The 13,204-nt window shown below is 35.5% G+C and carries 18 protein-coding genes; 4 read left to right on the top strand and 14 right to left on the bottom strand.

Annotated features, from left to right (window positions below):
- Positions 1–12: 12 nt before the first annotated feature.
- From OPR49_RS07335 to rsfS, 6 genes are all read right to left on the bottom strand, one after another.
- Entirely contained in the window at positions 13–519 is a 507-nt protein-coding gene (locus tag OPR49_RS07335; protein ID WP_064125565.1) for a DNA-3-methyladenine glycosylase, read from the bottom strand.
- Between the two features lie 391 nt (positions 520–910).
- Entirely contained in the window at positions 911–1,891 is a 981-nt protein-coding gene (gene ruvB, locus OPR49_RS07330) for a Holliday junction branch migration DNA helicase RuvB (RefSeq protein WP_265027053.1), read from the bottom strand.
- A complete protein-coding gene (gene ruvA / locus OPR49_RS07325; RefSeq protein WP_265027052.1) occupies positions 1,888–2,469 on the bottom strand; it encodes a Holliday junction branch migration protein RuvA in 582 nt (193 codons plus the stop codon). The genes ruvB and ruvA overlap by 4 nt, the downstream gene beginning before the upstream one ends.
- A 560-nt stretch (positions 2,470–3,029) precedes the next feature.
- On the bottom strand, positions 3,030–3,206 hold the full coding sequence (locus OPR49_RS07320) for a hypothetical protein (protein ID WP_265027051.1): 177 nt from the start codon (positions 3,204–3,206) through the stop codon (positions 3,030–3,032).
- Between the two features lie 238 nt (positions 3,207–3,444).
- Positions 3,445–4,695 (bottom strand): tyrosine--tRNA ligase, encoded by a 1,251-nt coding sequence (tyrS, locus tag OPR49_RS07315; RefSeq protein WP_265027050.1) that lies wholly within the window; start codon positions 4,693–4,695, stop codon positions 3,445–3,447.
- 231 nt (positions 4,696–4,926) lie between these two features.
- Complete coding sequence (rsfS, locus tag OPR49_RS07310; RefSeq protein ID WP_265027049.1) at positions 4,927–5,244, bottom strand: ribosome silencing factor; 318 nt, start codon at positions 5,242–5,244, stop codon at positions 4,927–4,929.
- 122 nt (positions 5,245–5,366) lie between these two features.
- Between rsfS and OPR49_RS07305 the strand changes: the two genes are divergently transcribed.
- Genes OPR49_RS07305 through OPR49_RS07295 form a run of 3 tightly spaced genes read left to right on the top strand, consistent with a single transcriptional unit; the run spans position 5,367 to position 7,307 of the window.
- The gene (locus tag OPR49_RS07305; protein ID WP_320157599.1) at positions 5,367–6,017 is read left to right on the top strand and encodes an AAA family ATPase; all 651 of its coding nucleotides are present in this window, start codon (positions 5,367–5,369) and stop codon (positions 6,015–6,017) included.
- Positions 6,018–6,075: 58 nt separating this feature from the next.
- Positions 6,076–6,522: an RNA pyrophosphohydrolase gene (locus OPR49_RS07300; protein WP_007548581.1), complete on the top strand. Its 447-nt coding sequence runs from the start codon at positions 6,076–6,078 to the stop codon at positions 6,520–6,522.
- Positions 6,519–7,307: a TatD family hydrolase gene (locus tag OPR49_RS07295; RefSeq protein ID WP_265027047.1), complete on the top strand. Its 789-nt coding sequence runs from the start codon at positions 6,519–6,521 to the stop codon at positions 7,305–7,307. Before OPR49_RS07300 ends, OPR49_RS07295 begins: the two co-directional genes overlap by 4 nt.
- Positions 7,308–7,450: 143 nt before the next feature.
- Here the strand turns inward: OPR49_RS07295 and OPR49_RS07290 are convergent, their stop codons facing one another.
- From OPR49_RS07290 to OPR49_RS07255, 8 genes are all read right to left on the bottom strand, one after another.
- Positions 7,451–7,579: a hypothetical protein gene (locus OPR49_RS07290; RefSeq protein WP_256359385.1), complete on the bottom strand. Its 129-nt coding sequence runs from the start codon at positions 7,577–7,579 to the stop codon at positions 7,451–7,453.
- Positions 7,580–7,645: 66 nt separating this feature from the next.
- Positions 7,646–8,593 carry a malate dehydrogenase gene (mdh, locus tag OPR49_RS07285; RefSeq protein ID WP_265027046.1) on the bottom strand — a complete coding sequence of 316 codons (948 nt, stop codon included), beginning with the start codon at positions 8,591–8,593 and terminating at the stop codon, positions 7,646–7,648.
- A 3-nt stretch (positions 8,594–8,596) separates the two neighbouring features.
- Complete coding sequence (locus tag OPR49_RS07280; protein WP_007548576.1) at positions 8,597–9,169, bottom strand: NADH-quinone oxidoreductase subunit C; 573 nt, start codon at positions 9,167–9,169, stop codon at positions 8,597–8,599.
- Positions 9,162–9,668, bottom strand: coding sequence for a NuoB/complex I 20 kDa subunit family protein (locus OPR49_RS07275; RefSeq protein ID WP_006279574.1), 507 nt, complete (start codon positions 9,666–9,668; stop codon positions 9,162–9,164). Before OPR49_RS07275 ends, OPR49_RS07280 begins: the two co-directional genes overlap by 8 nt.
- A 3-nt stretch (positions 9,669–9,671) precedes the next feature.
- Entirely contained in the window at positions 9,672–10,025 is a 354-nt protein-coding gene (locus OPR49_RS07270; protein ID WP_006279576.1) for an NADH-quinone oxidoreductase subunit A, read from the bottom strand.
- Between the two features lie 18 nt (positions 10,026–10,043).
- Positions 10,044–10,412 (bottom strand): HIT domain-containing protein, encoded by a 369-nt coding sequence (locus OPR49_RS07265; RefSeq protein WP_015589394.1) that lies wholly within the window; start codon positions 10,410–10,412, stop codon positions 10,044–10,046.
- 3 nt (positions 10,413–10,415) lie between these two features.
- Positions 10,416–10,673, bottom strand: a complete 258-nt coding sequence (locus tag OPR49_RS07260) for a hypothetical protein (protein ID WP_006279579.1) — start codon at positions 10,671–10,673, stop codon at positions 10,416–10,418.
- Positions 10,674–10,689: 16 nt separating this feature from the next.
- Entirely contained in the window at positions 10,690–11,484 is a 795-nt protein-coding gene (locus OPR49_RS07255; protein ID WP_265027045.1) for a hypothetical protein, read from the bottom strand.
- Positions 11,485–11,667: 183 nt separating this feature from the next.
- Between OPR49_RS07255 and OPR49_RS07250 the strand changes: the two genes are divergently transcribed.
- Positions 11,668–13,197: a UDP-N-acetylmuramoyl-tripeptide--D-alanyl-D-alanine ligase gene (locus tag OPR49_RS07250; RefSeq protein ID WP_265027044.1), complete on the top strand. Its 1,530-nt coding sequence runs from the start codon at positions 11,668–11,670 to the stop codon at positions 13,195–13,197.
- Positions 13,198–13,204 lie beyond the last annotated feature (7 nt).

Below are 13,204 nucleotides of genomic sequence, written 5' to 3'. Positions count from 1 at the left end.
GATCACTGGAGCTCAGATCTTAAACCGCCAAAATTTCTCTTGGCCTTTACTAATTCCGATTCTCGGGGTGCAAATATAATCTGGTTTGAGGTGAGATTCATAAACACAAAATTTGTGGCTTATAGTAAGGTCCTGTTTGTTATGTTCTTTTGTAATATTTAATCTTTTACACAATATTCCTGGCCCACCTAAATTTGCTTCAAGCGGTTCAATGAGCTTTAATCCCCGTATTAACACTGCTGCTGGGAACCCTTCTGCTTCTGTTACAATATTTAAACAGTAATACATCCCATATATAAAGTACACATATGAAAACCCCGGCATACCAAACATTACTGAGGTTCGGTTAGTATAACCCTTAGCTGCATGACAAGCTGGGTCACTCATTCCTATATAGGCTTCAACTTCGGTTATTATTCCACTAAAGTTAGAAAATTTGAGGACTTTTCCCAATAACTCTCCAGCTACAGTTAAGGTCGGCCGCTCGTAGAAATTTCTTGGTAGTATTGTGCTACCCATTTTTTATTTTTGTTCTGAGGTTCTATATAGAATTCAGTTTAAGAATTTCTGGATCCCAGTGTCAAGCACTGGGATGACAAGAAGGGTAGCTACTTGAATGACAAGAAAATGGTACTGGCATAATAAGAAAGAAACACTGAGATGGTGAAAGAGAGAATATACGCGAGCAGCACCCATAGGGTAGCGCGTGACGCTGGAATCCAGTTTTTTCCTATTACCACAAACCGTAGCTTAATTAGTTAGAATAGCATAACTAGCGAGTACGAAATGGAGAAGTTTTAATTTGAATTACAGTTTCAGTACTATTTAACATATATGCCTCCATTATTATTAACACACAAATGTCAACATACGAGCATTATCTCAATTAGCCAATATTTAATTATGGTGTTTAATATTGGAAGCTCAAATACTCCTTTGCTTGGTCGGTTAGAACGCGTCCTCTTGGTGTGCGCTTTACAAAACTAATTTTGATTAAATAAGGTTCTACTGTTTCTTCAATATTGCCAACATCCTCAGATAGCGCAATAGATATAGTGTCAATTCCAACAGGTCCTGAGGTGTTGAATAAAAATCTTAGATAATGCACATCAAGTTTATTGAGTCCCATTTTATCTACACCCAATTTTAGCAATACAGAATCAGCGACTTCATAAGTGATTTTTTTATCATCTTTCACTTCAACAAAATCCCTTATCCTTCTGAGTAACCTCAAAGCAATTCTTGGAGTACCGCGCGCACGGCAGGCAATTTCCCGTGCAGCACCCTCTTCAATTTCAGCAGAAAGAACTCTTGCGCCTCTTTTTATAATATCGACTAGCTCCTCAAAAGAATAAAACTCAAGATGCAAAGGAATGCCAAAACGATCTCTGAGCGGCGCAGAAAGTAATCCAAGCCGTGTAGTTGCTCCAATTAGCGTAAATGGTGGTAGATCTATCCTTAAAGTGCGAGTAGATGGACCTTCACCTACTAATATGTCCAAGCAAAAATCTTCCATAGCAGTATATAAAACTTCTTCGATGCTGCGATTTAATCTATGGATTTCGTCGATAAATAGAACATCTTTTGCATTTAAAGTGGTAAGCACTGCAGCCAAGTCCCCAGCTTTACTAAGTAAAGGACCAGAAGTTGCGCGAAAGCTAACTCTTAATTCTTTAGAAACAATTTGTGCTAAAGTTGTTTTGCCAAGCCCTGGAGGACCGTACAATAAGACGTGATCTAAAGCTTCAGTTCTCGTCTGTGCAGCGTTTATAAACACTTTTAAATTTTGTATTAAGTCTTTTTGTCCGACAAAATCATCAAGTTGTTCAGGTCTGATGTTGATATTGCGCGCATCTTCAGTATATTCTTTACCGCACGATATTGATTTCATAATGTTGAAAGCTCCTTAAGCGCCATGCGAATAATATCCTTAGTGCCCAGATTTGACGATTCGTCTTGTATTTTTTTTATCGTATCATAAGCTTTCATTTTTTCATACCCAAGATTGATCAATGCTGAAAGGGCATCTTCATTGATTGGATGAAAATTATTGTTATTTATTTCTAATTTACTCACTTTGCCACTTAATTCAGTGATGATTCGATTTATGAGTTTCAGGCCAAGTCCACTCATCTTGAGTGTTACTTTATCTTCATTCATAATTGCCAAAAATAGCTGTTCTGGAGTTAATTTACTCAAAATTGACATTGCAGTTTTATAGCTAACACCGCTTACTTTAACTAGCAACCTCAAGCACTGTTGTTCTTCTTTGCTTATAAAACCATATAGCTGAGCAGTGTTTTCTCTGTTATTTGCATAGGTTTCGATAAGTAATTTAACTCTACTTCCGATGGAACATGCACTTAAAGTTTTGGCTGAAAGATACACCATATAGCCAACATCATTCACATTCAGGATTATGTGATCGCTGCGCACTTCATCAACTATTCCACTTAGATTTCCTATCATTTTTAGTACTATATAGGGTTCAGTTTAAATACTCCTGGATCTTAGGTCAAGCAAACGAACATTATAACAGGCTAAAAAACCACTTGACAAACTCCGCCAGCGCCCTTATCATGAAACTGAAGCTATTGTATTTGCTTTCGCCAATCTGCAGATTAAAAGGTAAGGATTACTTAATGTATCGGCGTCTTATGTTCAATTTTTTGCAGTATATAGATACTGTATGTCTTTACAAAACTTCATCTACATCTAGATTTTTATCTAAATAAGCTGAACGCGCTTATAAAGCGTTACAAGACATCAAAAAATGCCAATACTCGACAGAGATAGTAAAAGACTAGCTAACACGGGGATTCTTTGTCTTTTTTTCTGCCTGGTAAATTTCTTAAACATTTGCAGCATAGGTTAGTTGCAATTAAAAGCAGCTAAATCTTGCTTGTCAAGCGTTTAAAACATAAAAAACGCCAATATTTTAAAGCAGATAATAACCCCAGGGCTTCTTTTGCCTTTTTTTTTATTTGGTAAATTTCTTAATGTTTATAGCTAAAAGAGCCCAAGAGAGGTCAGTGCCCCTGTGATGTCATCCCAGTTTTCCATATAATCTCATCGAAAATGTTGTAACCACTTTCTATGCTAGTTTGCTTGCTCACAAGCAAACTTTCCTGGATCCCAGTGTCAAGCACTGGGATGACAAGAAGAGGGTACTTGGATAAGAGGCACTGCCCTCCTGGTAGGCCCAAATTGCAATGTCCGTACAGTTATGGATTCATTCGCGGTATAGATTCCGCTAATGAGTAGCGGAATGACGAATTTGTTGTTTTTCAAATTGTAGGTAAACCTAAGCCACTTTAGCTATATATAATAGAATTTCGCTTTCTACTATCTTTCCAGTTGTTTTATACATAATTCTCGAATTTTGAAAATTTGCTCCATATCTAATTTCTCACTTGTATAAAATTTGTTTTCTTACTTCGAGACCTAATCTACCACAACTTTTATATGGCGTTTCTTTCCTGCAGATAATTTTATAAATGGCTGATCTTTAAAGCTCTCGAAATTTATTACATGATCAATATTGTTTACAACATTATCATTAATCTTGCATCCGTTGCCCTGTATTAAACGCTTTGCAGCGCCTTTTGAAGGTTCAAAACCGGTGTCATGTAGTAGGTCTACTAAGGATATGCCGCTTGCAACTTGTTCTTTTTTTATGATGTAATCAGGAAGTAGTGAGCTATCTTCATTCTCAAAAGCAGAAATTGCAGCAAATTGTGCAAGTTCCGCTTCTTTGTCACCATGACATATTTTTGTCACTTCTGTTGCCAAGACCTTTTTTGCTTCATTTATTTCTTGATCCTTTAAAGACTCTAATTTTCTAATCTCATCAATTGGCACATCAGTGAGCAATCTTAAAAAACGTCCAACATCTTGATCATCAACGTTGCGAAAATATTGCCAGTAGTCGTAAGGCTTTAGCATATTATCATCAAGCCACACTGCTCCACTTTCAGTTTTGCCCATTTTTTTTCCTTGTGCATTTAATAAAAGAGGCATGGTAAGGCCAAATAGCTCAGGTAAATTCAACTTTTTTCCAAGTTCAATTCCGTTTACTATATTTCCCCACTGTTCTGACCCTCCAATCTGCAGACGACAATCATATTTTTTGTTTAATTCAATAAAGTCGTAAGCTTGCAATAGCATGTAATTAAATTCCAGAAAGCTTAAGGTTTGCTCTCTATCCAGCCTGGTTTTCACACTATCAAAACTTAGCATACGATTTACAGAAAAATAAGCTCCTATATCACGCAAAAAATCTATGTATTTTATGTTATCCAACCAATCTGCGTTATTTACTATCATTGCACCAGTCTTGCTGTCATTAAAAGACACCATTTTCTCTAATATTCTCCTTATACTGGATGTATTTTGATTGATGTTCTCTACAGGCAAGATGCTTCTTGCTTTATCTTTGAAGGATGGATCACCAATTTTTGTTGTGCCACCTCCAAGTAAGACTATCGGCTTATAACCAAATTTTTGTAGGTGACAGAGCATCATAATCTGAATTAGGTGACCAGCATGAAGACTTGGTGCTGTGCAATCAAACCCAATGTATGCAACTATATAATTGCTCTGCAATAATAATTGATCTAGTCCTTCAATGTTTGTGCATTGGTATAGGTACCCTCTTTCTTGGATGAAATTTAAAAATTCAGATGCGTGTTTCATTTTATAAACCCCAGTCTATCCTGTCATTAATGCCGAAGGTAACCCTAATAGAGAAGCCAGTGCCCAGACACTGGAACTTAATTATAAACAAGCACACTATACAACGTTTTCGATGAAATTGCATGAAAAACTGGATTCTAGTGTCAGCTACTTTCATGACACCACTACCTGTGCAGGAGTTGCCTTCAAAATTACAACGTTTGTGCAATTGTGTACCAGCTATCTGGATAATCAATTCCATAACTCTTCTATTTTATAATACTCCCTTACTTCCGGCCTGAATATGTGAACCATTATGCCTTGAAAATTCAAAACCACCCAATTGCCTTCATCCATACCTTCTACATCTATTTTATCATGTGGCTTGAGGCTTTTTATTACGTGCTCAGCTAACGCTTTCACATGGCGACTTGAATCACCAGATGCAATAATCATATATTTTGCAATAACGGTTTTATTCTGCACATCAAAAGTTACTATATCATGACCTTTATTTTGATCTATTATCTCTTCAATTGTACTTCTTATCGATTCCATATTGCTAAGCATTGTTTACAGGTTATATGATTCATTTATAATTATATACTCGAAATTTCTAAATATGAACTATTTTCAACGCAACTACTTGTTAAAGGTATTACCTGCATCTATTTTATCATCATGTTTTTAGCATGTACAATGTATATACTTTTTATATAATTGAAAATAGCTTTTTACTAGTATTCATTATGGGCAAGACTCTCATCTACTTAATCGGCTTTCCAGGCAGTGGTAAGTTTACTACTGCAAAGGAACTGTGTAAAATCATTGGTGCAGTAATAGTAAGCAATAATCTATTCAATAATATTATATTTGATATTGTTAAATTGCAAAACGCTGAAGTTCCAGATGACCTATGGGAAAAAATTTTTGCAGTTAGGGAAAATGTATTAGCAATACTGGAAAAACACTACGTAAAATCAAAACATTATATATTTACAAATGAATTGATAGAGGGTGATCCCTATGACCAAAGATTATATAACTCAGTGGTAAATTTAAGTAAAAAAATGGACATGGAAATTTTTTCTGTAGTATTACATTGTAATAATGAAAAACTAGTAAGACGTGTCCAATCAGAAGAGAGATATCAGGAAAATAAAATTACTGATCCGGATTTTGCTATAAAGAAAATTGAAGGGAAAAGGCTATTTATACCTGAGGGTTCGCTTGAAATTGATAACTCGAACTTGAGTGCAAAGGAAGTTGCAAAGAAAATTGTTGAAGAGATGAAGAAAGAAAAAAATGGAAAATTAATTAAAACTTCTGTAACAAATCATTAAAAAACAGAGCGTACTCGTGGTTGAGCAGAAAGATAAGTACCGTCCTTGTGTTGGCATAATGCTATTTAACAGACAAGGACATGCCTTTATTGGAAAACGCTTTGATAGCGATTCTTACTGGCAGATGCCACAAGGAGGTGTTGATGATGGTGAGGAACTGGAACAAGCAGCGTTACGTGAGTTGCTAGAGGAGGTTGGTACTAATAAAGTAAAGGTTATAACTAAAAGCAAGGATTGGATATACTACAACTTGCCTGAAGAAGTTATACCAATATGCTGGAATGGAAAATATTCTGGTCAAAAGCAAAGGTGGTTCTTAATGAAGTTTTGCGGAGAGGATGAGGACATTGATATTAATTATACTGGTCATCCAGAGTTCAAAGAGTGGCGTTGGCAAGGTATAGATAGTTTAGTAGCCAGTGCTATATCATTTAAAAAAGAAGTTTATAAAACAGTGATAGAAGAGTTTTCTTCTATAATAAAAGCCTCAACAATAAGCTCATGATAGTAGATTCTCATTGCCACTTGATTTATTTTTCTGACGATGAAATACCAAAAGTAATTTCAAGGGCAGAGCAAAATGGTGTAAAGGTTTTGCATAACATATGCGTAAGCATTGACGATGTTCCTAAGTTATTAAAAATTTCTTCATCCTATGATCAGGTCTACTCCTCTGTTGGTATACATCCGCTTGATGCTGCTATAGAAAACGGTGAGTGTATACATGTTGATGAATTAGTTGAATTTACCAAGAACCAAAAGGTAATTAGTATCGGTGAAACCGGGTTAGATTTTTATAAATCTGACAACAAAGACAATCAGAAAAAAAGTTTTGCATTACATATAGAAGCGTCAAGAATAACTGGACTACCTTTAGTTATTCACACAAGAAGCGCTGATAATGAGATGATCGATATGTTAAGGTCAGAAATGAAAGCCGGTGCTTTTAGTGGAGTAATGCACTGCTTTGCTTCCTCTAAAGAACTTGCTTATCAATCTATAGATTTGGGGTTATATATTTCATTTTCTGGAATTATTACTTTTAAAAATGCGAGCTTACTCAGAGAAATTGCACAAAATGTACCACGCGAGCGTGTTTTAGTCGAAACTGATGCACCATATCTATCACCTGAGCCTTATAGGGGAAAAAAGAATGAACCAGCAATGGTGAAATACGTTGTTGATTGTTTGGCAGAGTTGTGGAATGAGTCACCTGATAAAGTGGCAGAGATAACTACAAACAACTTTTTTAGGCTATTTACGAAACTTAAGCTCAAAGAAACTCTATAGAGCAATTAATTTAGTATCTGTTCAAGGGCGTGGCTAATATGCAAATATTGAAGCAAAAGTGGTGTTATGCAAGTAGCTGACACTGGGATCTAGTTTCACTTTATGGTTGTGTCATTCCAGTGCTTGACACTGGAATCCAGCTTTTAATGCAACCCCTCACCAAAAATATTGTGTTTTAACATAAGGTTAGCTACTTTTATACTCAGTATCCAATCAAAATCCCTGGATCCCAGTGTCAAGCACTGGGATGACATCATTTGTTGTAAACTCACTTTTTCTTGATTTTTTGATTTATCTTGTCTACCTTATTTTGCCACTCCGCTGAACGGATACTTAATTTAGCTTAGAAGTTTCACCAGCTCTCTCACCGAGTTTACAGACTTATTAAACATTTCTTGTTCACTATCATTCATTTTAACTTCTAGGATCTTTTCAATTCCGTTTTTTCCAATAATTACAGGAACACCAATAAACAAATCTTCTACACCATATTCACCATTAAGGTAAGCAGCACATGGTAATATGCGCCTCTTATCTTTTAAATATGATTCTAACATGCATATAGCTGAAGATGCAGGAGCGTAGTATGCAGATCCAGACTTAAGCAGATCAACTATTTCTTTACCGCCATTGCGAGTGCGTTCAACTATTTCATCGACTTTTTTCTGTGTGATAAGACCCATATCGATAATTTGAGTAAGTGGAACTCCAGCAACTGAAGCACAATTGATTAGTGGTGCCATAGTGTCGCCATGTCCTCCAAGCACAAAAGCAGATATATCTTCAACTGAGATATTTAACTCACTTGCAAGAAAGTAACGAAAACGGGAAGAATCAAGCACTCCTGCCATGCCAACAATCATATTAGTTGGAAGGTTTGAAAATTTATGCACCACTGAAACCATGGCATCCAAAGGGTTGGTAACCACTATTACAAACGCGTTTGGAGAATATTTTTTAATATTTTCGCCAACCTCCTTCATTACTTTAGCATTGGTTTGCAGGAGGTCATCCCTGCTCATTCCAGGTTTTCTAGCGATGCCAGCGGTTATTATAATTGCATCGGAGTTTTTTATGTCTTCATACCTATTTGTGCCAGTAATATTGACATTAAATCCATCAATAGGGGATGATTCTGCTATGTCGAGTGCTTTACCTTGTGGTATTCCATCACTAATATCAAGTAAAACAACATCACCGAGTTCCCTTAGTGCAATCATATGGGTGAGAGTTCCACCGATATTTCCTGCACCGATTAAAGATATTTTTTTTCTTTGTACTGTCATTTTCTACTCCTTTGTATTTACTTTTATGGTTTTACCTTCCCAAGGCGATAAGCTATCAAACATACGAAAATCTTGCGGTAAATCTATAGGATTATACACAACCTTTTTTGTCTCTATATCATATCTTACTTCCTCATAACCAGTGAGAGGGAAATCTTTTAACATTGGATGACCTTTGAATCCATAGTCTGTTAGAATCCTACGCAAATCAGGGTGATCAGAAAACTCTATTCCATACATATCAAACACTTCACGCTCAAACCACAAAGCCGTACTAAATATCTTCGCTACACTTGGAGGCATGTCGCTTTCACATAACTGAAGCTTTATGTGTACTCTAATATTATGCACAATGCTGAGCAGATTGTATATTAGCTCGAAACGCTTCTCTCTATTTGGATAGTCAACCCCAAAAATATCAACTAATAGTTCAAACCTACACTTTTCATCATCACGTAGAAAGAATAGGTGCTTTTCAATTTCATCTAAAGTTGAATATATTACAATAATGCCATCATCTTTTTGAATGCACTCGCATTTGGTCTTTTTTTGTATATACTTTGCAGTTTTATCCATTCCGAGTCCGTTTTATTTTGTTTTGTAGGCATAGCATTCCATATAGCAACGCCTCAGCGGTTGGTGGGCATCCAGGGACATACACGTCAACTGGCACAATTCTATCACAGCCTCGGACTACTGAATAAGAGTAATGGTAATAACCACCACCATTTGCACAACTTCCCATGGAAATAACATACTTCGGGTCTGCCATTTGATCATAAACCTTGCGCAATGCTGCTGCCATTTTATTAGTTAGTGTGCCAGCAACAATCATCACATCTGATTGACGTGGGCTTGCACGAAACATTATACCATATCTATCAAGATCATAACGGCTGGATGCAGTATGCATCATCTCAACTGCGCAACATGCAAGACCAAATGTCATTGGCCACAATGAACCAGACCTTGCCCAATTCATTACATAATCTGTTAAATCACCAAATTTAGTGACAAGAAACCCTTCTTTTTTATAACGACCCCAGTCATCATTAGATAGAATTTGATTTGTCATAAACTACTCCCACTCTAATGCACCTTTACACCATTCATAGATAAAACCTATAGTGAGTATTGCAAGAAATACCATCATAGACCAAAATCCACCATAGCTTATCTTAGATAAAGAAACAGCCCAAGGAAAAAGAAAAGCAATTTCTAAGTCAAATATTATAAATAATATTGAAACTAGATAAAATTTAATGTCAAAATTTTTTCTTGCACTGGATAGTGGATTGAAGCCACACTCATATGTGGAAAGCTTTTCACCATCTGGCTTACTCACTGCAAGAAACATAGGCAATATACCTAAAGCAAAAGATACTACAATTGATACGCAGATAAAGATTACTATGGTTAAATATTCGCTCATTTAACAAAACATATAACACTATGAGTTTACATGCTTTCCTAACTTTTTACCACCTAAAATATGCACGTGAAAGTGTGGTACAACCTGCTCTCCATTTTCACCGTAGTTAGTGACTAATCTATATCCTGTTTTTTCTAGATTATATTTGTGTGCTATCTCTCTTACAGTTTTGAAGAAATCCGCTATTTCCTCTTCAGGAGCTTTTAGAATGAAATCATCATATGAAATATATTGATTTTTTGGTATAACTAAAATATGAACTGGTGCGTCAGGGTACTTATCATGAAAAGCTAGTACATTTTCATTTTCATGTACCTTCTCACAAGGTAACTCACCTCTTAATATTTGAGCAAAGATGTTATCGCTATCATAAACTTCATTGCTCATATTTTAAGAGCGACCTTTCCCTCTTTCTTCGTTTTTCTCTACATTAGGTGTAGATAGTGGTTTTATCGCTTCACCAGAAGCATCTTCAAGATTTAAAGAGCTTACAAGTTCCCTTACTTTTACCATGTCCTGCTGTTCTTTCAAAAAGGGTTCTATTCCACTTACCCTTTTTCCAGTAATAACTCCTGGTTGTAAGTGATACATATCCCCAGGAACAGTTAGACTATGATGTCTTTCCTCTATTTTTTTAGCTTCACTCATAATACTCCCCTATAACTTATTTTTGCATTCCACAACTTTGCGATTTACCTGGCTTTATAGCTTCTTGCGCCCATTTTTTCTCACCTGAAGCTATAGTTACTGAAGGCTGACCAGCCTTTAGTAACCCTTCGCTACTTGTAAGTCCTGCAGGTTTCGTCGCTTCTGATGACTGCTTTTGATTATCATATTCCTTATACAATTTTTCTGCAATACCATACAGCAATTTTAAGTCTGTGTGAACTTTAAATTCTCCACCAGTAATTTTTGCTAGATCTTTAAGGTTACCGTCAACTTTTTGTTTAATTTCTTCAATAGCAAGCTTTTTTATCTCCTCTGGACTCTTTCCTTTATAGTCAGTTTTAATGTCTTCAATTATTTTTTTAACATCAACTTCAATTACAATTTTATTTTCTTCTCTATGTATAGTGATGTTTGAATACTCACTTTTTAGTGCTTTTATTTTATTCAATTGTTCATCATTCAAATAAGGTATATCTCCCGTCAGAGTTCTTGACACTAAAAAACTTACCTTTCCTATCCCTTTCTTTTGCTCTGTTATTTGTACACCAAGATCCTTACTAGCCTGTGTGGTTTCTATAGGTGGATCATATTCCCTTTCTTCTTCAGGTACATCTATACCAACAGCTTTCTTTAACGAAACTGTAGCATCATGTTTCATTTCACCCGTTGAAGCAAACGGCTTCTTTATAGGGTAAATAAGTGCCTTAGGCACAAGAGCAAACACCCGACCTGTAGCTTCTACACCTGTTTTAACTGCTCCGCCTATCTTATCCCAAATAGATTCTGCCATACATACCTCCAAGGTAGTTTCTATAACTAAATACATTTTAATTATAGACGAAAAAATTTAAACTTCTATATCCATTATAAGATAGAATTATAGGGATTGCAACCATTATTTGCACATTGTCTAAAACATGTAGTATTTTCGCTACTTTTATTGTTCAATTTATTATAAAGAATACTCTAAATTATGTTTAAATGGAACACAAATAATATCATTGATGCAACTGGCGGAAGAGACGTAAATGGTTGTAATTGGATACATAGCTCAAATATTTCAACGGACACAAGAAGCATAAAAAAAGGTGATTTATTTATTGCCCTCAAGGGAAAGAATTTTGATGGCCATAATTTTTTGCATGAAGCGTTTTTAAAAGGGGCTGTCGCTGCAATAGTGAGTGAGGGTAAATATAAAAGTTTCCCTCTCATTATTGTACAAGATACCCTAAAAGCTTTGCACGATATGGCATCATACTACATTAGAAATGTTCTTATTGATGCTAAAGTTATTGCAGTTACAGGCAGTGTCGGGAAAACCACTACAAAGGATATGCTACACACTGTTTTATCGCAATATGGAGTGTCCCATGCAAACGAAGGTAACTTAAATAATAATATAGGGTTGCCTTTGACAATTCTAAAAGCTCCAAAAAACTGCCAGTACTTAATTCTTGAAATGGGAATGAATAAAGCTGGTGAAATAAAAGAATTATCAAAAATTAGTAATCCGAATATTGCAGTTATTAACAACATCGAACCTGCACATACTGAAAATTTTTCATCACTATTTGACGTTGCACAAGCGAAGTTAGAAATTCTGTATGGTATGAAAAATAACGGTACTTTGGTTTTAAGCAGAGATAATAAATATTATGATTATCTCTCATCACACGCCAATAGAAATATAATAAGCTTCGGTAAAGATAAAAATGCTGAAGTTTGTTTACTAAACTTAATAAGAAACGATGAATCTTCTGTCATTTCAGCACTATCTTCTGTCATCCCAGTGCCCAGACACTGGGATCCAGGAAGTTCAATTGCGAATGAGCATATCAGACGGTTGTATAATAAAGACTGGATTCCAGCGTCACGCGCTGGAATGACATCAAACCGAGTTGCTAATAGATTAAGTTTAAAAATCAGGCTGAGTGATAATCAAACTATAAACTGTAATTTACGTGTGCAAGGTGAGCATTTTGCTTATTCGCTACTTGCTGTTGCAGCAGTTGTGCAAAGCCTCAGACTTGATTTATCAAAATTACCACTTGCACTTGAGAATTTTAGTGTAACGAAAGGTAGAGGTAATGTTCATAAGGTCAAATACAATAGAAAATATATACATTTAATTGATGACTCCTATAATGCTAGCCCTACTTCGATGAAAACTGCAATAAAAACTTTGAGTACATATTCTAATCAGAGAAAAGTAGCTTTGCTTGGTGATATGTTGGAACTTGGTGATAAAAGCATAGAATTTCATACAGATTTGGTTAAGATTGTCACAGAAAATAATATAGATAAAATTTATACAGCTGGTAAATTTATGTTAAAATTGCATGAGCTTTTGCCAGATAATATAAGAGGCACGCATTTTGATGATTCTAATCAATTGAAAAGTGATTTAGCTAACATTATTCTGAATAATGACGCAATTCTAGTTAAAGGCTCACGAGGAATGAAAATGGATCTTATTGTACGGGAATTCATAATAGAATATTAAGCGAAAT

This window comes from Wolbachia endosymbiont (group A) of Bombylius major (assembly GCF_947251895.1).
In the GTDB taxonomy this organism is placed as follows: Bacteria; Pseudomonadota; Alphaproteobacteria; order Rickettsiales; family Anaplasmataceae; genus Wolbachia; species Wolbachia pipientis.
This window is presented reverse-complemented; position numbering and strand designations above follow the sequence as displayed.

What these genes read in the sequence shown, in the direction of transcription:
- OPR49_RS07260 (WP_006279579.1), bottom strand. Translation starts at nt 10,673, where the DNA reads ATGAGTGAAGCTAAAAAAATAGAGGAAAGACATCATAGTCTAACTGTT.
- OPR49_RS07270 (WP_006279576.1), bottom strand. Translation starts at nt 10,025, where the DNA reads ATGAGCGAATATTTAACCATAGTAATCTTTATCTGCGTATCAATTGTA.
- rsfS (WP_265027049.1), bottom strand. Translation starts at nt 5,244, where the DNA reads ATGCTTAGCAATATGGAATCGATAAGAAGTACAATTGAAGAGATAATA.
- OPR49_RS07275 (WP_006279574.1), bottom strand. Translation starts at nt 9,668, where the DNA reads ATGACAAATCAAATTCTATCTAATGATGACTGGGGTCGTTATAAAAAA.
- OPR49_RS07255 (WP_265027045.1), bottom strand. Translation starts at nt 11,484, where the DNA reads ATGGCAGAATCTATTTGGGATAAGATAGGCGGAGCAGTTAAAACAGGT.
- OPR49_RS07265 (WP_015589394.1), bottom strand. Translation starts at nt 10,412, where the DNA reads ATGAGCAATGAAGTTTATGATAGCGATAACATCTTTGCTCAAATATTA.
- OPR49_RS07280 (WP_007548576.1), bottom strand. Translation starts at nt 9,169, where the DNA reads ATGGATAAAACTGCAAAGTATATACAAAAAAAGACCAAATGCGAGTGC.
- ruvB (WP_265027053.1), bottom strand. Translation starts at nt 1,891, where the DNA reads ATGAAATCAATATCGTGCGGTAAAGAATATACTGAAGATGCGCGCAAT.
- OPR49_RS07250 (WP_265027044.1), top strand. Translation starts at nt 11,668, where the DNA reads ATGTTTAAATGGAACACAAATAATATCATTGATGCAACTGGCGGAAGA.
- OPR49_RS07305 (WP_320157599.1), top strand. Translation starts at nt 5,367, where the DNA reads ATGTACAATGTATATACTTTTTATATAATTGAAAATAGCTTTTTACTA.
- OPR49_RS07335 (WP_064125565.1), bottom strand. Translation starts at nt 519, where the DNA reads ATGGGTAGCACAATACTACCAAGAAATTTCTACGAGCGGCCGACCTTA.
- OPR49_RS07295 (WP_265027047.1), top strand. Translation starts at nt 6,519, where the DNA reads ATGATAGTAGATTCTCATTGCCACTTGATTTATTTTTCTGACGATGAA.
- mdh (WP_265027046.1), bottom strand. Translation starts at nt 8,593, where the DNA reads ATGACAGTACAAAGAAAAAAAATATCTTTAATCGGTGCAGGAAATATC.
- OPR49_RS07300 (WP_007548581.1), top strand. Translation starts at nt 6,076, where the DNA reads ATGCTATTTAACAGACAAGGACATGCCTTTATTGGAAAACGCTTTGAT.
- ruvA (WP_265027052.1), bottom strand. Translation starts at nt 2,469, where the DNA reads ATGATAGGAAATCTAAGTGGAATAGTTGATGAAGTGCGCAGCGATCAC.
- tyrS (WP_265027050.1), bottom strand. Translation starts at nt 4,695, where the DNA reads ATGAAACACGCATCTGAATTTTTAAATTTCATCCAAGAAAGAGGGTAC.